Genomic DNA, 17,228 nt, shown 5'->3' on the forward strand with positions numbered 1-17,228 from the left:
GGTGACCCGCACCCCGGCCACCGCACTGCGCGCCCACGCCGTCACGGCCCTGGTCACCCTCGCCCTCCTCGCCGGACTGCTCCTCACCCACACCGGGCTCACCACCGCACTCGCCGCGGCCGCCACCACCGCCGCGGCCGCGATCCTGCTCGGCCGCGCCCTCCACGCCGCCGCAGGCGCCCGGCCCGTCCCCCGCGGACGCGTCCGCACCGCCCTGCGCGACCGCGAACGCCGCACCGCCTTCCTCCCCCAGCGCGACCCCGACGCCTCCGGCCGCCCACGCCCCCGGGCACCCGGCCGTCCCGTCCCGACGGCCGCGTAGCGCACCTGCCACCCCGCAGCCCGCACGCCGTCCGTCACGCCGACACCACCTTGTCCGGCACGACGAGACCCGCGGAGGGTTCCCGCCACCATGTCCGTACTCCCGCACCTCCCGCACGCCCTGAACTCCCTCACCGGCCTCCTGGCCCCGCTGACCGGCCATGCCGCCGCCCCGGCAGCCGCCGTCGTCGCCTTCACCGTCCTGGTGCGACTCGCCCTCCACCCCCTCGCCCGGGCCGCCGCACGCGGCGAACGCGCCCGCGCCGCCCTCGCCCCCCGGATCGCCGAACTCCGCCGCGCCCACGAGCGCGACCCCCGCGAACTCCAGCGCGCCCTGGCCGCACTCCATACCGCAGAAGGCACCTCGCCCCTCGCCGGCATCCTGCCCACCCTGCTCCAACTGCCGGCCTTCTTCGTCCTCTACCACGCGGCCTACGGCACCGACCTCGGCGCGCACTGGGGCACACCCGTCCACGCCGCCGTCCTCGCGGTCGTCGCCGCCGTCGCCCTGCTCTCCTACCGCCGCGCCCGCAAGGCCGCCCCCGACGCCACCGGGCTCGCCCGCCACCTGCCGCTGCTCTCCTTCGCCACCCTCGTCCCCGCCGCGATCATGCCGCCGGCCGCCGGGCTCTACCTCGCCACGTCCACCACCTGGACCGCCGCCGAGCGCGCCTGGCTGCACCGCCCACACCATGGGAAGGGGGTTGCGGGCGACGCCCCCTCCGCTGGAGGATCACCCAAGACCTCCGATGACCGTCCCCATCGGAAATGAACCAACCGCCTCCCCTCGACCCACCGGAGAGTCTCGTGAAGCTGCTGCGAGTCGGCCCTGCCGGAGCCGAACGCCCGGCCCTTCTCGACCAGGACGGCGTCCTGCGCGACCTGTCCTCCCTCACCCCCGACATCGACGGCACCCTGCTCGCCGACCCCGTCGCCCTCGACCGCGTCCGCGAGGCCGCCGCGGCCGGCACCCTGCCCGTCCTCGACGCCGACGACCTGCGCACGGGCCCCCCGCTCGCGGGCATCGGGAAGATCGTCTGCATCGGCCTCAACTACCACGACCACGCCACCGAGACCGGCGCGGCCGTCCCCACCGAGCCGATCCTCTTCATGAAGGCCCCCGACACCGTCGTCGGCCCCGACGACACCGTCCTCGTCCCCCGCGGCAGCCTCAAGACCGACTGGGAGGTCGAACTCGCCGTCGTCATCGGCCGCGAACTGCGCTACGCCGCCTCGGCCGAGGAAGCCCTCGCCGCCGTCGCCGGCTACGCCGTCGCCCACGACGTCTCCGAGCGCGCCTTCCAGATCGAACGCGGCGGCCAGTGGGACAAGGGCAAGAACTGCGAGACCTTCAACCCCCTCGGCCCCTGGCTCGTCACCGCCGACGACGTCCCCGACCCCCAGGCGCTCGGGCTGCGGCTGTGGGTCAACGGCGCCCTCCAGCAGGACGGCACCACCGCGGACCAGATCTTCCCGGTCGCCGAAGTCGTCCGCTACCTCAGCCAGTTCATGACCCTCTACCCCGGCGACGTCATCAACACCGGCACCCCGGCCGGCGTCGCCCTGGGCCGCCCCGAGCCCAAGCCGTACCTGCGGGCCGGCGACGTGGTCGAGCTCGAGATCGACGGCCTCGGCCGCCAGCGCCAGGTCCTCAAGGACGCGTAGACCTCCTCCCGGCTCCCGAGGGGCGCCCGGCGCACGTACTGCGCCGGGCGCCCCTGGCATATTCCCCGGGCGGCGTAACCGTCGTACGAACGGGTCGTTATTCCGTGCGAAAGTGCAACACCAGATCGCATGGGGGATATGTGGGCATCAGGTACACACGGGAACTCGTCGAGCGAGCGGTTGCCGATTGCCGGTCATTGTCGGAGGCGATCACCACACTCGGCGGGACACCCACGAACGGCAGCCGCGCCTACCTCCGCAAGCTGCTCACCGCCTGGGAGATCGACCACGCGCACTTCGAGCCGGAAGGGGTTCGCCACACCGAGCGGCGGCTACGAGCCGTCGTCCAGGAGTCGAGCAGCATCGCGGAGGTCGTACGACGCCTCGGTATCAGCCCGGTCGGCGGCAACCAGGCACACATCGGCCGGCGCATCGCACGGCTGGGCATCGACACCTCGCACTTCGTCCCGAACCCCGGCGGCCGGCGCGCCGGAATCCCCCTGCGCGACCGGCTGACCCGCGGCGCACCCGACGACGGACGGATCCCCAGCGCCCGGCTGCGCAGGCATCTGCTCGGCAGCGGCGTCCGGGACATCTGCGCGATGTGCGGCACCGGGCCGCGGTGGAACGGCAGGCCGCTGCGCCTCGAAGTCGACCACGTCAACGGGGACTGGTGGGACAACCGCCCCGAGAATCTGCGGCTACTCTGCCCCAACTGCCATGCGGCCACCGACACATACCGCGGCCGTAAGCGCCGAGGGGCGGTCCGGTAGATGTCGCGCCTCTACGACAGCCCGGGCTACACCCGGGCCTCCCTCGCCTCCTGTGCGGCAGAGTCCCGCAGCGTGGTCGACATGCTCAGGCGCCTCGGCCAGCCCCTCGGCAGCGGCCCACTCCGCTACTTGCGCGGACGGCTGAAGCACTACGGCATCGACACGGGCCACTTCGTCGACGAACCGCTGCCCCGCAAGCAGCCGCGCAGGTACACCAAGGAGATCCTCGATGAGGCCGCGTCACACTGCGGTTCCATCCGGGAGCTCCTGGAGCACTTGGACGTGGCCCCGTACGACAGCGCCTACCGGCACATCGCACGCAGGCTGGCTCATTTCGGCGTGGACACGTCCCATTTCGCACAGCCGGTGACCAGCAAGCCCCGCTCCCTCGGCGTTGACGAACTCCGCGCCGCAGTCGCCGCGTCGGCGAGCCTCGCGGGCGTGGTCCGGAACCTCGGCCTGGCGGACAACGGGACGTCCAGAACGAGAATCAAGCAAGCCATCGCGGAGCAGGGGCTGTCCATCGCGCACTTCACGGGGCAGGCGCACGCCCGCGGCATCCCGTCACAGAGGCGCAAGCCTGCGGAGGAGATCCTGCGGCTGCTCGCCCCCGACAGCCCGCGCACCAGCCGCCGTCTGCTCCACCGTGCGTTGGGGGAAAAGGGCGTGGCCTACGAATGCGGCCTCTGCGGCACGGGGCCCGTGTGGCAGGGCCTGCCCATCGCGTTGGAGATCGATCACATCAACGGGGACCGGCTCGACAACCGGATCGGCAATCTCCGGTACTTGTGCCCCTCCTGCCACAGCCAGACCGCCACCTATGCCCGGCGGGGCGGTCGAGGCATATTGACCGGGCAGGTGAGCCGTCCCAGCCAGTAGAGTTGGCGCAGCGGGCCCGTATCCCAGCTGGCCAGAGGACGCCGGTTTAGGTCCGGTGTGTCGTGGGTTCGAGTCCCACCGGGCCCACCGCTGAGGGGCGCGGCATTTGCGAGGTGCCGCGCCCTCCGTCGTTTCACCCCACCAACTCCCGCACCACCGGCACCAGCGCCCGGAACGCCTTCCCGCGGTGGCTGATGGCGTTCTTCTCGTCCGGCGTGAGCTCGGCGCAGGTGCGGGACTCCCCCAGCGGCTGGAGGATCGGGTCGTAGCCGAAGCCGTTCGGGCCGTGCGGCTCGAAGCGCAGGGTGCCGAGGAGGCGGCCTTCGACGACGTGTTCGGTGCCGTCGGGGAGGGCGAGGGCGGCGGCGCACATGAAGTGGGCGGCCCGGTGGGGGTGGTCGATGTCGGAGAGCTGGGCGAGGAGGAGGTCCAGGTTGGCGCGGTCGTCGCCGTGCTTGCCGGCCCAGCGGGCGGAGAAGATGCCGGGGGCGCCGCCGAGGACGTCGACGCAGAGGCCGGAGTCGTCGGCGACGGCGGGCAGGCCGGTGGCCTGGGCCAGGGCGTGTGCCTTCAGGAGGGCGTTCTCGGCGAAGGTGACGCCGGTTTCCCTGACGTCGGGGATCTCGGGGTAGGCGTCGGCGCCGACGAGTTCCACGCCGAGCCCGGCGTCGGCCAGGATGGCGTGGAGCTCGGCGACCTTGTGGGCGTTGCGGGTGGCGAGGACCAGGCGGGTGTGCGGCATGGTCTCGATTATCCCGGTGCCCGTCAGCCGGATGTGCAGACGGTGGAGAGCCCGGCGGCGGCGTCGGCGACGGGGGTGAGGTCGGGGGTCTTGCCCGCGTCGGCGGCGGTGCGGGCGTTGTCGACGGCCTTCTGGAGGTCGTCGACGGCCTTGGTGACGTCGGCGTTGCCGGTTTTGTCGCCGAGGGTGGCGAGGTGGTCGGCGATCTGGTCGAGCGCGGTGGCGGCGCCTTGCGGGTCGTTGCCCGCGTTGCTCACCGCGTTCTGGAGGTTCTGGACGTCGCCGGCGACCTGGGCGGCGACGGTGGCGCAGTCGAGGGCCTTGTCGACGGCGTTGACGGCGTCGGCGGCGCCGCAGCCGGTGAGGGCGGCGGCGCCGAGTGCGGTGGCGGCGGCGAGTGCGGCGAGGCGGCGGCGGGTGCGTGGCTGCATGTCACTGAACACGCACCGCACCGCTGCCGGGTTGCACTCCCCGGACCGCTTCTTGGTCAGCCCTTGGTGATCTGTTCGATCTCTTCGAGTGCCGCGCGCTGCAGCGCGTCGAGTTCGACGCAGCCTCCGACGGCCAGGTCGAGCAGGGTAGCCAGCTCCTTGCGGTCGAAGGGCTGGCCCTCGGCGGTGCCCTGGACCTCGACGAAGCGGCCGTCGCCGGTGCAGACGACGTTCATGTCGGTCTCGGCGCGGACGTCCTCCTCGTAGCAGAGGTCGAGCATGGGCACCCCGTCGATGATGCCGACGCTGACCGCGCTGACGGTGCCGTTCAGGGGCTGGGCCTTGGCGCGCAGCAGCTTGCGGCCGTGCATCCAGGTGACGGCGTCGGCGAGGGCGACGTAGGCGCCGGTGATGGCGGCGGTGCGGGTGCCGCCGTCGGCCTGGAGGACGTCGCAGTCGAGGACCACGGTGTTCTCGGCGAGTGCCTTGTGGTCGATGACGGCGCGCAGGGAGCGGCCGATGAGGCGGGAGATCTCGTGGGTGCGTCCGCCGATCTTGCCGCGTACGGATTCGCGGTCGCCGCGGGTGTTGGTGGAGCGCGGGAGCATGGAGTACTCGGCGGTCACCCAACCTTCGCCGCTGCCCTTGCGCCAGCGGGGCACGCCCTCGGTGACGGAGGCGGTGCAGAGGACCTTGGTGTCGCCGAAGGAGATGAGCACCGATCCTTCGGCGTGCTTGCTCCAGCCACGCTGGATGGTGACGGGGCGGAGCTGGTCGGCTGTGCGGCCGTCGATACGAGACATGGCGACGAGCCTAGCCGTAAGTGAACCGCGGGCCCGTGCCGGTTGCGGAACGGGCCCCCTGCGGGTGATCAGGTCCGGCGGGCCGAGGTCAGAGCATGTCCTCGATCTCGGCGGCGAGGGGGTCGGCGTCGGTGCCGATGACGACCTGGACGGCGTTGCCCATCTTCACGACGCCGTGGGCGCCGGCGGCCTTGAGCGCGGCCTCGTCGACGAGGGAGGGGTCGGCGACCTCGGTGCGGAGTCGGGTGATGCAGCCCTCGATCTCCTCGATGTTGTCGAGTCCGCCGAGCCCGGCGACGATCTTCTCTGCCTTGCTGGCCATCTGTAGCTCCTGGTTGTCTCGGCCGTTCGGTCCGATTTCACACGGTAGTGCAGGTGTGGACCGCATTTGCGGGGATGCATCTCTGACGCAGCCGCGCCTCAACTGGTCTACACCACATTACCGCCAGGAGGTAGTGCCCATGAGCTCGGACGCCGCCGCAGGTCCGCGCCCCGGCCGCAGGTGGACGGGCACGCTCTTCCAGGGACTGCAGAAGATGGGCCGCAGCCTGCAGCTGCCCATCGCGGCGCTGCCGGCGGCGGGCATCCTGAACCGGCTGGGGCAGCCGGATGTGTTCGGCGCCGAGGGTCTGGGCTGGGACAACGTGGCGAGGGTGTTCGCCGGCGCGGGCGGTGCGCTGCTGGACGGCTCGCTGGGGCTGCCGCTGCTGTTCGCGGTCGGTGTCGCGATCGGCATGGCGAAGAAGGCGGACGGTTCGACGGCGCTGGCGGCGGTCGTGGGCTTCCTCGTCTATTACGGGGTGCTGCACCAGTTCCCGCAGGACTGCCCGAGGGGGACGGTGTTCGTGCAGGCGAGCATGATCAGCGGTGCCTGCATCCCGCCGGGCACGCCCGCGGCGGCCGCCCCTGCCGCGTACCAGAACCCGGGGGTCTTCGGCGGGATCGTGATCGGGCTGCTGACGGCCTTCTTCTGGCAGCGCTACCACCGCACGCGGCTGGTGGACTGGCTGGGCTTCTTCAACGGGCGGCGGCTGGTCCCGATCATCATGTCCTTCGTGGCCATCGTCTTCGCGGCGCTGTCGCTGTGGGTGTGGCCGCCGATCGGGAGCGGTCTGACGAACTTCAGCCAGTGGCTGAGCGATCTGGGGTCGTGGGGGGCGGGCATCTTCGGTGTGGCGAACCGGGCGCTGCTCACGGTGGGACTGCACACGTTCCTGAACGTCTTCGTGTGGTTCCAGTTCGGCGACTGGACCAAGCCGGACGGCCAGGTCGTGCACGGGGACATCAACCGGTTCCTGCAGGGCGACCCGACGGCGGGGCAGTTCACGTCGGGCTTCTTCCCGGTCATGATGTTCGCGCTGCCCGCCGCGGCGCTGGCGATCACGCACTGCGCCCGCCCAGAGCGCCGCAAGGAGGTCGGCGGCCTGATGCTGTCGGTGGGTCTGACCTCGCTGGTCACCGGGATCACGGAGCCGGTCGAGTACTCCTTCCTCTTCATCGCGCCGGCGCTGTACGCGATCCACGCGGTGCTGACCGGGGTCTCGATGGCGGTCACCTGGGCGCTGGGGGTGCACGACGGTTTCAGTTTCTCGGCCGGTCTCATCGACTACGTCGTCAACTGGTCCCTGGCGACCAAGCCGTGGCTGATCATCCCGATCGGGCTGGTGTTCGCGGCGGTGTACTACGTGCTCTTCCGGCTGGTGATCACGCGCTTCGACCTGGCGACGCCGGGGCGGGAGCCGGAGGAGGTCGCGGAGGAGATGACACGGGACAACCTCAAGGCGTAGCGGAGGCGTCACCCTCCGAACTGTGGTCTAGACCACACGGAGCCAAACGTTCCTCTGCGCGTCAAGTGCATGTTAAGACTGGTCTACACCACTGAGTGGTTCAGACCAGGAGGAACTCCATGACGACCGCCACCACGACGGCGGCTCCCGCGGCGAAGAAGCGGGGCTCCGGCCTTTTCCAAGGCCTGCAGAAGGTCGGCCGCAGCCTCCAGCTGCCGATCGCCGTCCTGCCGGCGGCGGGCATCCTGCTCCGCCTGGGTCAGCCCGATGTCTTCGGGGCCGACGGCCTCGGCTGGGACAAGGTGGCGTCCGTCTTCGCGACCGCGGGCGGCGCCGTCTTCGACAACCTCCCGATGCTCTTCTGCATAGGCGTGGCCATCGGCTTCGCCAAGAAGGCCGACGGCTCCACCGCGCTCGCGGCCCTCGTCGGCTTCCTGGTCTACAGCAACGTCCTGAAGGCCTTCCCCGTCACCGAGGCGAAGGTCCAGAGCGGCGCCGACATCGCCGCCACGTACAACAACCCGGGCGTGCTCGGCGGCATCGTGATGGGCCTGCTCGCCGCCCTCCTGTGGCAGCGCTACCACCGCACCCGGCTGGTGGACTGGCTCGGCTTCTTCAACGGCCGCCGGCTCGTCCCGATCATCATGGCCTTCGTCGGCACCCTGGTCGGTGTCTTCTTCGGTCTGGTCTGGGAGCCCATCGGCGACGCCATCAGCAACTTCGGCGAGTGGATGACCGGGCTCGGCTCGGTCGGCGCCGCGCTCTTCGGCCTGATCAACCGTGGTCTGATCCCGATCGGCATGCACCAGTTCGTGAACTCGGTGGCCTGGTTCCAGCTCGGCGACTTCACCAACTCCGCGGGCACCGTGGTGCACGGCGACCTCACCCGGTTCTTCGCCGGTGACGGCAGCGCCGGACAGTTCATGTCCGGCTTCTTCCCGATCATGATGTTCGGCCTCCCGGCCGCGGCCCTGGCCATGGCCCACACGGCCCGCCCCGAGCGCCGCAAGGCCGTGCTCGGCATGATGCTCTCGCTCGCCCTGACCTCCTTCGTCACCGGTGTCACGGAGCCGATCGAGTTCTCGTTCATGTTCATCGCGCCGTTGCTCTACGCCATCCACGCGGTGCTCACCGCGGTGTCGATGGCGGTCACCTGGGCGCTCGGCGTCCACGCGGGCTTCACCTTCTCGGCCGGCGCCATCGACTACATCCTGAACTGGAACCTGGCGACCAAGCCATGGCTGATCATCCCGATCGGCCTGTGCTTCTCGGTGATCTACTACGTGCTCTTCCGCTTCGCGATCGTGAAGTTCAACCTCCCCACCCCGGGCCGCGAGCCCGAGGAAGAGGTCGAGGACCTCACCAAGGCGTAGCGACCGCGCCCGTACGGACGAGGCCCCCGCAACCGACCGGGTTGCGGGGGCCTCGCCCGTGCCGGGGGGCCGGGTGAGGTCAGATCTCGTAGACCGCGCCGGCCTTCGCCAGCTCGACCGGGCCGTCGTAGACCGCGCGGGCGTCGTCGAGGTTGACCTGGGGGTCGGTCCACGGCGGGATGTGGGTGAGGACCAGGCGGCCGGCGCCGGCGCGGTCGGCGTACTCGCCGGCCTCGCGGCCGTTGAGGTGCAGGCCGGGGATGTCCTCCTTGCCGTGCGTGAAGGAGGCCTCGCACAGGAAGAGGTCGGTGCCCTCGGTCAGGGTCAGCAGGGCGTCGCTCCGGCCGGTGTCACCGGAGTAGGTGAGGGTGCGGCCCGCGTGCTCGATGCGGAAGCCGTAGGCCTCGACGGGATGGCTGACCATGTCCGCGGTGACGGTGAACGGGCCCAGCCGGAACGCCCCGGGTTCCAGGGTGCGGAAGTCGAAGACCTCGCTCATGCACTTCTCGTCGGGCACGTCCCCGTAGGCGCTCGCGAGGCGGCGCTCGGTGCCGTCCGGTCCGTAGACGGGGATGGCGTGGGCGGGGCCGCCCTCGTGGCGGTAGTAGCGGGCGACGAAGTAGCCGAGCATGTCGATGCAGTGGTCGGCGTGCAGATGGCTCAGCAGGACGGCGTCGAGGTCGTAGAGACCGCAATGGCGTTGCAGCTCGCCGAGGGCGCCATTGCCCATGTCGAGCAGCAACCGGAAGTCGTCGGCCTCGACGAGGTAGCTGGAGCAGGCCGAGTCCGCGGACGGAAACGACCCCGAGCAGCCGACGACGGTGAGCTTCATGTGCAGAAACCTCCGTGGATTGTTCCGGGGGTCTTGCGTTGGCGCGCCACGATGCCCCATTCCGTAGGGGAATGGGGGGAGGGCGGGAGCGACCCGCCATGTGTTCTTGAGCGTAAGGCGCACGGGCTGCGCGTGCTCCTCTGCGGAGCCCCGTTGTGGGCGGAATCACCAGTACGGCGCCCTCGTCGCCGGAACTTCGCCGGGACGGGGGCGCCGCGAGGGTGTGGTGCGTGAGGCCTCAGGCCCAGAGCTGGCCGTGCAGGGCGGCGACCGCCGCCTCGGTGGACTCGGCGGTGTAGATGCCGGTCGACAGGTACTTCCAGCCGCCGTCGGCGACGACGAACACGATGTCGGCCCGCTCGCCCGCGCGTTCGGCCTTGCGGGCGACGCCGAGCGCGGCGTGCAGGGCGGCTCCTGTGGAGACGCCGGCGAAGATGCCCTCCTGCTGGAGGAGTTCACGGGTGCGGCGGACGGCGTCGGCGGAGCCGACGGAGAAGCGGGTGGTGAGGACGGACTCGTCGTAGAGCTCGGGGATGAAGCCCTCGTCGAGGTTGCGCAGTCCGTAGACCAGGTCGTCGTAGCGCGGCTCGGCGGCGACGATCTGCACGCCGGGGACCTTCTCGCGCAGGTAGCGGCCGACGCCCATGAGGGTGCCGGTGGTGCCCAGCCCGGCGACGAAGTGGGTGATCGAGGGCAGGTCGGCGAGGATCTCGGGGCCGGTGGTCGCGTAGTGGGCGCCGGCGTTGTCGGGGTTGCCGTACTGGTAGAGCATCACCCAGTCGGGGTGCTGCGCGCTGAGTTCCTTGGCGACGCGCACGGCGGTGTTCGACCCACCGGCGGCCGGGGAGGGGATGATCTCGGCGCCCCACATGGTGAGCAGTTCGCGCCGCTCGGAGGAGGTGTTCTCGGGCATGACGCAGACCATGCGGTAGCCCTTGAGCTTCGCGGCCATGGCCAGCGAGATGCCGGTGTTGCCGGAGGTGGGCTCCAGGATCGTGCAGCCGGGGGTGAGGCGACCGGAGCGTTCGGCCTGCTCGATCATGTGCAGGGCCGGGCGGTCCTTGACCGAGCCCGTGGGGTTGCGGTCCTCCAGCTTGGCCCAGACGCCGACCTCGGCGGAGGGGGACAGGCGCGGCAGCCGTACCAGCGGGGTGTTGCCGACGGCTGCCAGCGGGCTGTCGTACCGCATCAGGACATTCCACCGGCGACGGCGGGGAGGATGGTGACGCTGTCGCCGTCGGTCAGCTTGGTGGAGATGCCGTCGAGGAAGCGGACGTCCTCGTCGTTGAGGTACACGTTCACGAAACGGCGCAGCCGGCCCGCGGCGTTCTCGTCGACGATGCGCTCGCGGATGCCGGCGTGGCGGCTGTCGAGGTCGGTCAGGAGCTCGTCGATCGTGCTGCCGCTGCCGTCGACGGCCTTGGCGCCGCCGGTGTAGCTGCGAAGGATGGTCGGGATGCGGACCTCGATGGCCATGCGGGGCTCCAGTCGGAAGGGGCGTCGTGTGGTGCGGACGGCGGTGCGGCGGCGTCCCGGTGCGCGCGGCCCCGCGGACGGGGTCCGGTGGGCGGTCCGGAGCGCGCGAGCGGGGTGCGGCCGGCGCGTCAGGGGCGGGGACATGCCGCGCCGGCGAGGCGGCACAAGTCGACGTACAGCCGCGCCACGAGCAGGGTGCCCGGCGCCTTGTCGCTCACGTCGTGGAGAACCATGGGGTCATCGTATCGATTCCCCCCTGCCGTCAGAGACGGTCGTCCCATGATGCGGACCGCGCTGTCTCAGATGTAGGCGTCGACGATCTCGACGGGTTCCTCGGTGACCTCGCCGTCCACGATCCGGAAGGAACGGAACTGGAAGGGCCCGGCGTCGTCGGTGTCGGCGGTGGAGACCAGCACGTAGTGCGCGCCGGGTTCGTTGGCGTAGGAGATGTCGGTGCGCGAGGGGTAGGCCTCGGTGGCGGTGTGCGAGTGGTAGATGACCACCGGCTCCTCGTCGCGGTCGTCCAGGTCGCGGTAGAGCTTGAGGAGGTCCCCGGAGTCGAACTCGTAGAACGTGGGCGAGCGGGCCGCGTTGAGCATCGGGATGTGCCGCTCGGGCCGGCCGCTGCCGGCCGGTCCCGCGATCACGCCGCACGCCTCGTCGGGGTGGTCGGCACGGGCGTGGGCGACGAGCGCGTCGTGCAGGGCACGGGTGAGGGTCAGCATGGTCGTCAGGATAAGCAGAGGCCCCCGTACGGGGGTACGGAGGCCTCTGCGCGGACGCCGGCCCCGAACCGGGCCGCGGGCGGCTACTCCTGGGCGAGGGCCAGCGGCGCGTCGGTGCGGTTGCGCCGCTTGGCGGCCTGGTAGCCGACGGCGAGCACGGCCGACCACACGAGCCACACGTACAGGCCGAGCCGGGTGTCGGCGTTGATCGCCATGAGGACGACGACCAGCACCAGGGCCGCGATGGCCAGCCAGTTGGTGACGGGCGCGCCCGGCATCCGGAAGTCGGAGGCGGGCAGCAGCCCGGTGCGGACCCTGGCCCGGTACCGCAGGTGCGCGGCCAGGATCATGATCCAGGTCCACAGTCCCGCGCAGGTGGCGACCGAGGTGATGTAGAGGAAGGCCTTGCCCGGCGAGACCACGTTGACGATCACGCCGATGCCCATGACCAGGGTGGACCCGACGAGCGCGGGCAGCGGCAGGCGCCGGCCGCTGAGGTTGCCCATGGTCCGGGGTGCCTCGCCGTTGACGGCCAGGCCGCGCAGCATGCGGCCGGTGGAGTAGATGCCGGAGTTGCACGAGGACAGGGCGGCGGTGAGGACCACGAAGTTCATGATCCCGGCCGCGCCGGGGATGCCGACCTGGGCGAAGACCTGGACGAACGGGCTGACGCCGGGGGTGTACTTGGTCCAGGAGAAGACCGACAGCAGGACGATCAGCGCGCCGACGTAGAAGATGCCGATGCGGACCGGGAGGGTGTTGATCGCCTTGCGCAGGGTCTGCTTGGGGTTCTCGGCCTCACCGGCGGTGATGCCGACCAGTTCGACGCCGAGGTAGGCGAAGATGACGCCCTGCATGGCGAGCATGGCCTGCCAGGCGCCGTGGGGCGCGAAGCCGCCGTCGGCCCACAGGTGGGTGACCGAGGCGGTGTCGCCGGCCGCGGAGAAGCCGAAGGTCAGCACGCCGACGCCGATGACGATCATGGCGATGATGGCGGTGACCTTGATGGTGGAGAACCAGAACTCCAGCTCGCCGAAGAGCTTGACCGAGACCAGGTTCGCGACGAAGAGCACCACCAGCGCGACGGCCGCGGTGGACCAGACCGGGATCGCGGGCCACCAGAAGTTGAGGTACGCGCCCGCGGCCGTGACCTCGGACATGCAGGCGGTGACCCACAGCGCCCAGTACGACCAGCCGGTGGCGAAGCCCGCGAACGGCCCGAAGAACTCGCGGGCGTAGTCGGCGAAGCTGCCGGAGGTGGGGCGGTAGGTCAGGAGTTCGCCCAGGGCCCGCATGATAAAGAAGATCACCACGCCGGCTGCGGCGTAGCAGGCGATCAGGCTGGGTCCGATGTTCGCGATGCCGGTGCTGGAGCCGTAGAAGAGGCCGGTGCCGATGGCGCCGCCGATGGCGATCATCTGGACCTGGCGGGCGTTCAGCGCCCGCTTGTAGCCCTCCGTGGTCGCGGTTCCCTCGGCCCCGCTGCCGGACTCGTGCTCGACCTGCGTCGAGGTCATGTCTGCTGTGCCTTTCTCCATGCCCGGCCGGCCGTGTACGGCTCGGAACGGGCTCCGATCCCCCCGGATGGTTGGAGGTGCACGCCGGGGTCGACCGGCCACGCGACCGACCGCGACGTGGGTGGTGTCACGGCCGGTGGTCGAGGATTCGTATCACGGGGCGGGCGTCGGGCACGCAGCGCAAATGTGTCACACGCCACAGGCGGAGGCGGACAAAAGGTGCGCCGAATGGGAATGCGGCCGGTCGCGGTGTCGCGATCGTTATCCGGATTTGAGCGTCCTCTGAGCGGACGGCGAGGGGTGCGGCGGGGGTACGGCGGACGGCCGCGGGGCGAGCGGAGCCCGCTCGGCGGGCTCCCCGGTCACATCCGCGGGCTCCCCGGTCACACCTGGAGGGTGGCCACCAGGCTCTCCTGCAGACCGCCCAGCCACAGGTAGGCCAGGACGAGCGGCTTGCGCTCGTCGGAGTCGGGGAGGTGGTAGAGCTCGTTCTCCTCGTCGTCGGTGACCTCCAGCCGGGACCCCAGGGTCAGCCGCAGGTCGTTGAGGGTTCCGAGCCACTGCAGCGCCCCGGCCTCGGCCAGGGTCAGCACCGCTCCCCCGCGCCGGCCCGGGTCGAGCGCGTCGAGGCTGCGGACCACCGCGAGGGCGTCGCCGCGCTTGCGGGCGCGCAGGTCGTTCTCGGTGAAGCGGCGGAATTCCGCGGAGTCGGCCGTCTCCTCGTACGCGTCGGGGAACAGCCGGGCCAGGGCCGGGTCCCGCGGGGGCTTGGTCGGGCCGTCCTCGAAGAGTCCGGCGAAGGGGTCGGCCGGACCGCCGTCGTCGGTACCGCCGTCGCCGTCGCCGGGCCCGATCAGCTCCAGGAGCTGAACGGCCAGGTTGCGCAGGATGGAGATCTCGACCTCGTCGAGTGCGACGGCGGCGGTGCCACCGGGCGTGGACTCGAAGTACCCGGGCATGTGTGTCTCAGCCGTCCTCATGGTGCTCGGCGGTGGTGCTCGATGGTGGTGGTTGTCTGCGTGCGGTGCTCCGCGGGGCGGTGCCACCGCGCCGTGCGGTGCTCAGCGGTCCTGGGTGAGCGTGGCCCACAGCCCGTACCCGTGCATCGCCTGCACGTCACGTTCCATCTCCTCGCGGGTGCCGCTGGAGACCACGGCCCGCCCCTTGTGGTGGACGTCGAGCATCAGCTTGGTGGCCTTGTCCTTCGGATAGCCGAAGTACGCCTGGAAGACGTAGGTCACGTAGCTCATCAGATTGACCGGGTCGTTGTGGACGACGGTCACCCAGGGAACGTCCGGGGACGGCGCCTCGAAGGGGGCCTCGCTCGACTCGGTCCGTTCGATCTCTGCGGGGGCGACACTCACGGCACCCATGCTGTCACCAGATCCCGCCCGCAGGGAAACCGGCCTCCGAGAAATCGTCACTCTGACGAGAGTTGGGGGTAGCATCCTGGCCATGAGCTCTGCAGACCTGGGGCTGCCCGTGGCCGTCCCCTCCACCGCGCTCTTCACCGACCGGTACGAGCTGACCATGCTGCAGGCCGCGCTGCGCAGCGGCGCGGCCGACCGCCGTTCGGTGTTCGAGGTGTTCACCCGCCGGCTGCCCGAGGGGCGGCGCTACGGGGTCGTCGGCGGCACCGGGCGCCTGCTCGACGCGGTGGAGAACTTCCGCTTCGACGACGGCATCCTCGGCTACCTGGAGCGCGAGCGGGTCGTGGACGCCGCCACCTTGAGGTGGCTGGCGGACTACCGCTTCCGCGGCGACGTCCTCGGCTACCCCGAGGGCGAGGTGTACTTCCCCGGCTCGCCGATCCTGCGGGTGGAGGGCACCTTCGCCGAGGCGGTGCTGCTGGAGACCGTGGTGCTGTCGATCCTCAACCACGACAGCGCCATCGCCGCCGCCGCCTCCCGGATGGCCGTGGCCGCCGGCGGCCGCCCGCTGATGGAGATGGGCGCCCGCCGGGCGCACGAACTGGCGGCGGTGGCCGCCTCCCGCGCCGCCTACGTCGGCGGTTTCGTGTCGTCGAGCAACCTGGCCGCCGGCTTCCGGTACGGCCTGCCCACCATCGGCACCAGTGCGCACGCCTTCACCCTGCTCCACGACAACGAGCGGGACGCCTTCACCGCCCAGGTGGAATCGCTGGGCCGCGGCACCACCTTGCTGGTCGACACCTACGACGTGGCCGAGGCGGTCCGCGCGGCCGTCGAGATCGCCGGCCCTGAGCTCGGCGCGGTGCGCATCGACTCCGGCGACCTGCTGCTGCTCGCCCACCGGGTGCGGCAGCAACTGGACGACCTCGGCGCCAAGGACACCCGGATCGTGGTCACCTCCGACCTGGACGAGTACGCGATCGCCTCGCTGGCGGCGGCTCCGGTGGACGCGTACGGCGTGGGCACCTCCGTGGTCACCGGCAGCGGCCACCCGACCTGCTCGATGGTCTACAAGCTGGTCGCCCGCGCCGCCTCCGACGCCCCGGACGCCCCGCTGGTGCCGGTCGCCAAGAAGTCGATGGGCGGCAAGACCAGCGTCGGCGGCCGCAAGTGGGCGGCGCGCCGGCTGGACGCCGACGGCGTCGCGGAGGCCGAGGTCGTCGGGACCGGGCCGGTGCCGGCGGCGCTGGCCGACCGGCAGCTGCTGGTGCCGCTGGTGACCGGCGGCGAGGTCGTCGCCCGCGAGCCGCTGGAGGCCGCGCGCACCCGGCACGTGGAGGCGCGCGCCGGCCTGCCGCTGTCGGCCACCCAGCTCTCCCGCGGCGAGCCGACACTGCCCACGGAGTACGTCACCTACTGAGGCGCCCTGCCGCGAAGAGGGCGCACTCCGTACAGTCGATGGACCGCGAGCAACGGAAGGACGGATCCCTGATGCACCGGGCACTGATCGTCGTGGACGTGCAGAACGATTTCTGCGAGGGCGGCAGCCTGGCCGTCGCCGGCGGCGCCGCTGTGGCCGCCGCGATCACCGACCTGATCGGGGACGGCACGGCCGGCTACCGGTACGTCGTGGCGACCCGCGACCACCACATCGAACCCGGCGACCACTTCTCGGAGCGGCCGGACTACATCCACACCTGGCCGGTGCACTGCGTGGCCGGTACCGAGGGCGTGGGCTTCCACCCCAACTTCGCCCCGGCGGTCGCCTCCGGCGCGGTGGACGCGGTCTTCGACAAGGGCCACTACTCGGGCGCGTACAGCGGTTTCGAGGGCACCGACGAGAACGGCACCGGCCTGGCGCAGTGGCTGAGCGGGCACGGGGTCAGCGAGGTCGACGTGGTGGGCATCGCCACCGACCACTGCGTCCGGGCGACCGCGCTGGACGCGGTCCGCGCGGGCCTGCGCACCCGGGTGCTGCTGGACCTGACGGCCGGGGTGATGCGGGAGACGACGGACCGGGCGACGGACGAGCTGCGGGCCGCCGGCGCGGAGCTGACCGGCAAGCCGGTCGTGGGCGCGGCGTAGATCCCGCGGGTCAGTGTGCGGCGGGGCGCCGGGCGGTCGGGCCCAGCAGGGCCGCGATGGACTGCCAGGCTTCGGCGGGGGCGGCCGGGATGCGCCGCCAGACCAGGCCGTCGGGGTGGTGCAGGACGGCGTTGATCTCGTCGCCGGTGGGCGGCTCGAGGTTGCCCGCCAGGCGGGCGGTGCGGAAGCCCAGGTTGCGCAACCGGGTCAGGGCGCGCTGCCGGTTCGCGGAGACGACGATCACCCGTATGTGGTCGTCCGGGGTGCCACCGGGCGAGGGCAGCCGGAGGGCGACGATGACGTCGCCGCTCGGGAGCCTGGTGAACCCGCCACTGGCCATGAGCACATGATCTGCGGATCGGCCCCCGTCCACCAGGGGACGGGGGCCGATCAGGTCATTTCGAGCGATGCGTGATCACTTGTGGGACGGGCCGACCTTGATCGTGATA

At 71.3% G+C, this 17,228-nt stretch carries 22 protein-coding genes and 1 tRNA gene; 10 read left to right on the plus strand and 13 right to left on the minus strand.

Going from position 1 to position 17,228, the window contains the following annotated elements:
• The first annotated feature begins 25 nt into the window (after positions 1-25).
• From ACIP98_RS22790 to ACIP98_RS22815, 6 genes are all read left to right on the plus strand, one after another.
• Entirely contained in the window at positions 26-322 is a 297-nt protein-coding gene (locus ACIP98_RS22790) for a DUF6412 domain-containing protein (RefSeq protein WP_401977699.1), read from the plus strand.
• 90 nt (positions 323-412) lie between these two features.
• Entirely contained in the window at positions 413-1,093 is a 681-nt protein-coding gene (locus ACIP98_RS22795; protein WP_319664433.1) for a YidC/Oxa1 family membrane protein insertase, read from the plus strand.
• 35 nt (positions 1,094-1,128) lie between these two features.
• Positions 1,129-1,986, plus strand: a complete 858-nt coding sequence (locus ACIP98_RS22800; protein ID WP_401977682.1) for a fumarylacetoacetate hydrolase family protein — start codon at positions 1,129-1,131, stop codon at positions 1,984-1,986.
• Positions 1,987-2,183: 197 nt separating this feature from the next.
• Positions 2,184-2,759 (plus strand): HNH endonuclease, encoded by a 576-nt coding sequence (locus tag ACIP98_RS22805; protein WP_401977683.1) that lies wholly within the window; start codon positions 2,184-2,186, stop codon positions 2,757-2,759.
• Positions 2,760-3,638, plus strand: a complete 879-nt coding sequence (locus ACIP98_RS22810; RefSeq protein WP_401977685.1) for an HNH endonuclease signature motif containing protein — start codon at positions 2,760-2,762, stop codon at positions 3,636-3,638. It begins immediately after the preceding gene.
• 12 nt (positions 3,639-3,650) lie between these two features.
• Positions 3,651-3,725, plus strand: a tRNA-Leu gene (locus ACIP98_RS22815).
• A gap of 46 nt (positions 3,726-3,771) precedes the next feature.
• Here ACIP98_RS22815 and rdgB read toward each other — a convergent pair.
• From rdgB to ACIP98_RS22835, 4 genes are all read right to left on the minus strand, one after another.
• A complete protein-coding gene (gene rdgB / locus ACIP98_RS22820) occupies positions 3,772-4,380 on the minus strand; it encodes an RdgB/HAM1 family non-canonical purine NTP pyrophosphatase (RefSeq protein WP_319664436.1) in 609 nt (202 codons plus the stop codon).
• Positions 4,381-4,403: 23 nt separating this feature from the next.
• On the minus strand, positions 4,404-4,811 hold the full coding sequence (locus tag ACIP98_RS22825) for a hypothetical protein (RefSeq protein WP_319664438.1): 408 nt from the start codon (positions 4,809-4,811) through the stop codon (positions 4,404-4,406).
• A 56-nt stretch (positions 4,812-4,867) separates the two neighbouring features.
• On the minus strand, positions 4,868-5,614 hold the full coding sequence (rph, locus tag ACIP98_RS22830; RefSeq protein ID WP_401977687.1) for a ribonuclease PH: 747 nt from the start codon (positions 5,612-5,614) through the stop codon (positions 4,868-4,870).
• 88 nt (positions 5,615-5,702) lie between these two features.
• A complete protein-coding gene (locus ACIP98_RS22835) occupies positions 5,703-5,936 on the minus strand; it encodes a PTS glucose/sucrose transporter subunit IIB (protein ID WP_319664442.1) in 234 nt (77 codons plus the stop codon).
• 139 nt (positions 5,937-6,075) lie between these two features.
• On the opposite strand from ACIP98_RS22835, the gene ACIP98_RS22840 reads away from it, so the two are divergent.
• Both ACIP98_RS22840 and ACIP98_RS22845 read left to right on the plus strand, forming a co-directional pair.
• Complete coding sequence (locus ACIP98_RS22840) at positions 6,076-7,401, plus strand: PTS transporter subunit EIIC (protein ID WP_401977688.1); 1,326 nt, start codon at positions 6,076-6,078, stop codon at positions 7,399-7,401.
• Between the two features lie 119 nt (positions 7,402-7,520).
• Complete coding sequence (locus tag ACIP98_RS22845) at positions 7,521-8,774, plus strand: PTS transporter subunit EIIC (RefSeq protein ID WP_401977689.1); 1,254 nt, start codon at positions 7,521-7,523, stop codon at positions 8,772-8,774.
• A gap of 79 nt (positions 8,775-8,853) precedes the next feature.
• Here ACIP98_RS22845 and ACIP98_RS22850 read toward each other — a convergent pair whose 3' ends face one another.
• The 8 genes from ACIP98_RS22850 to clpS form a co-directional block, all read right to left on the minus strand.
• Positions 8,854-9,606 carry an MBL fold metallo-hydrolase gene (locus tag ACIP98_RS22850; RefSeq protein ID WP_319664447.1) on the minus strand — a complete coding sequence of 251 codons (753 nt, stop codon included), beginning with the start codon at positions 9,604-9,606 and terminating at the stop codon, positions 8,854-8,856.
• A 238-nt stretch (positions 9,607-9,844) separates the two neighbouring features.
• The gene (locus ACIP98_RS22855) at positions 9,845-10,795 is read right to left on the minus strand and encodes a cysteine synthase (protein ID WP_319664448.1); all 951 of its coding nucleotides are present in this window, start codon (positions 10,793-10,795) and stop codon (positions 9,845-9,847) included.
• Positions 10,795-11,082: a MoaD/ThiS family protein gene (locus ACIP98_RS22860; RefSeq protein ID WP_319664449.1), complete on the minus strand. Its 288-nt coding sequence runs from the start codon at positions 11,080-11,082 to the stop codon at positions 10,795-10,797. Before ACIP98_RS22860 ends, ACIP98_RS22855 begins: the two co-directional genes overlap by 1 nt.
• Before the next feature lie 128 nt (positions 11,083-11,210).
• Positions 11,211-11,315, minus strand: a complete 105-nt coding sequence (locus ACIP98_RS22865) for a putative leader peptide (protein ID WP_319664451.1) — start codon at positions 11,313-11,315, stop codon at positions 11,211-11,213.
• Positions 11,316-11,381: 66 nt separating this feature from the next.
• Positions 11,382-11,807, minus strand: coding sequence for a M67 family metallopeptidase (locus ACIP98_RS22870; RefSeq protein WP_319664452.1), 426 nt, complete (start codon positions 11,805-11,807; stop codon positions 11,382-11,384).
• Between the two features lie 83 nt (positions 11,808-11,890).
• Positions 11,891-13,324 (minus strand): amino acid permease, encoded by a 1,434-nt coding sequence (locus ACIP98_RS22875; protein WP_401977692.1) that lies wholly within the window; start codon positions 13,322-13,324, stop codon positions 11,891-11,893.
• Between the two features lie 383 nt (positions 13,325-13,707).
• Positions 13,708-14,283 (minus strand): DUF2017 domain-containing protein, encoded by a 576-nt coding sequence (locus ACIP98_RS22880; RefSeq protein WP_319664454.1) that lies wholly within the window; start codon positions 14,281-14,283, stop codon positions 13,708-13,710.
• A gap of 102 nt (positions 14,284-14,385) precedes the next feature.
• Complete coding sequence (gene clpS, locus ACIP98_RS22885; RefSeq protein WP_319664455.1) at positions 14,386-14,697, minus strand: ATP-dependent Clp protease adapter ClpS; 312 nt, start codon at positions 14,695-14,697, stop codon at positions 14,386-14,388.
• Between the two features lie 82 nt (positions 14,698-14,779).
• On the opposite strand from clpS, the gene ACIP98_RS22890 reads away from it, so the two are divergent.
• Both ACIP98_RS22890 and ACIP98_RS22895 read left to right on the plus strand, forming a co-directional pair.
• Positions 14,780-16,114, plus strand: coding sequence for a nicotinate phosphoribosyltransferase (locus ACIP98_RS22890; RefSeq protein WP_401977694.1), 1,335 nt, complete (start codon positions 14,780-14,782; stop codon positions 16,112-16,114).
• Between the two features lie 71 nt (positions 16,115-16,185).
• Positions 16,186-16,779, plus strand: a complete 594-nt coding sequence (locus ACIP98_RS22895; protein ID WP_319664458.1) for an isochorismatase family protein — start codon at positions 16,186-16,188, stop codon at positions 16,777-16,779.
• Between the two features lie 10 nt (positions 16,780-16,789).
• On the opposite strand, the gene ACIP98_RS22900 is transcribed toward ACIP98_RS22895, so the two are convergent.
• A complete protein-coding gene (locus tag ACIP98_RS22900; protein WP_319664459.1) occupies positions 16,790-17,119 on the minus strand; it encodes a hypothetical protein in 330 nt (109 codons plus the stop codon).
• Positions 17,120-17,228 lie beyond the last annotated feature (109 nt).

This window comes from Streptomyces sp. NPDC088354 (genome assembly GCF_044753585.1).
Classification (GTDB): Bacteria; Actinomycetota; Actinomycetes; order Streptomycetales; family Streptomycetaceae; genus Actinacidiphila.

Excerpts from the sequence above, each read along its gene's own strand:
- ACIP98_RS22795 (WP_319664433.1), top strand. The coding sequence starts at position 413 with ATGTCCGTACTCCCGCACCTCCCGCACGCCCTGAACTCCCTCACCGGC.
- ACIP98_RS22810 (WP_401977685.1), top strand. The coding sequence starts at position 2,760 with ATGTCGCGCCTCTACGACAGCCCGGGCTACACCCGGGCCTCCCTCGCC.
- rdgB (WP_319664436.1), bottom strand. The coding sequence starts at position 4,380 with ATGCCGCACACCCGCCTGGTCCTCGCCACCCGCAACGCCCACAAGGTC.
- ACIP98_RS22825 (WP_319664438.1), bottom strand. The coding sequence starts at position 4,811 with ATGCAGCCACGCACCCGCCGCCGCCTCGCCGCACTCGCCGCCGCCACC.
- rph (WP_401977687.1), bottom strand. The coding sequence starts at position 5,614 with ATGTCTCGTATCGACGGCCGCACAGCCGACCAGCTCCGCCCCGTCACC.
- ACIP98_RS22835 (WP_319664442.1), bottom strand. The coding sequence starts at position 5,936 with ATGGCCAGCAAGGCAGAGAAGATCGTCGCCGGGCTCGGCGGACTCGAC.
- ACIP98_RS22840 (WP_401977688.1), top strand. The coding sequence starts at position 6,076 with ATGAGCTCGGACGCCGCCGCAGGTCCGCGCCCCGGCCGCAGGTGGACG.
- ACIP98_RS22845 (WP_401977689.1), top strand. The coding sequence starts at position 7,521 with ATGACGACCGCCACCACGACGGCGGCTCCCGCGGCGAAGAAGCGGGGC.
- ACIP98_RS22850 (WP_319664447.1), bottom strand. The coding sequence starts at position 9,606 with ATGAAGCTCACCGTCGTCGGCTGCTCGGGGTCGTTTCCGTCCGCGGAC.
- ACIP98_RS22855 (WP_319664448.1), bottom strand. The coding sequence starts at position 10,795 with ATGCGGTACGACAGCCCGCTGGCAGCCGTCGGCAACACCCCGCTGGTA.
- ACIP98_RS22860 (WP_319664449.1), bottom strand. The coding sequence starts at position 11,082 with ATGGCCATCGAGGTCCGCATCCCGACCATCCTTCGCAGCTACACCGGC.
- ACIP98_RS22865 (WP_319664451.1), bottom strand. The coding sequence starts at position 11,315 with ATGGTTCTCCACGACGTGAGCGACAAGGCGCCGGGCACCCTGCTCGTG.
- ACIP98_RS22870 (WP_319664452.1), bottom strand. The coding sequence starts at position 11,807 with ATGCTGACCCTCACCCGTGCCCTGCACGACGCGCTCGTCGCCCACGCC.
- ACIP98_RS22875 (WP_401977692.1), bottom strand. The coding sequence starts at position 13,324 with ATGACCTCGACGCAGGTCGAGCACGAGTCCGGCAGCGGGGCCGAGGGA.
- ACIP98_RS22880 (WP_319664454.1), bottom strand. The coding sequence starts at position 14,283 with ATGCCCGGGTACTTCGAGTCCACGCCCGGTGGCACCGCCGCCGTCGCA.
- clpS (WP_319664455.1), bottom strand. The coding sequence starts at position 14,697 with ATGGGTGCCGTGAGTGTCGCCCCCGCAGAGATCGAACGGACCGAGTCG.
- ACIP98_RS22890 (WP_401977694.1), top strand. The coding sequence starts at position 14,780 with ATGAGCTCTGCAGACCTGGGGCTGCCCGTGGCCGTCCCCTCCACCGCG.
- ACIP98_RS22895 (WP_319664458.1), top strand. The coding sequence starts at position 16,186 with ATGCACCGGGCACTGATCGTCGTGGACGTGCAGAACGATTTCTGCGAG.
- ACIP98_RS22900 (WP_319664459.1), bottom strand. The coding sequence starts at position 17,119 with ATGGCCAGTGGCGGGTTCACCAGGCTCCCGAGCGGCGACGTCATCGTC.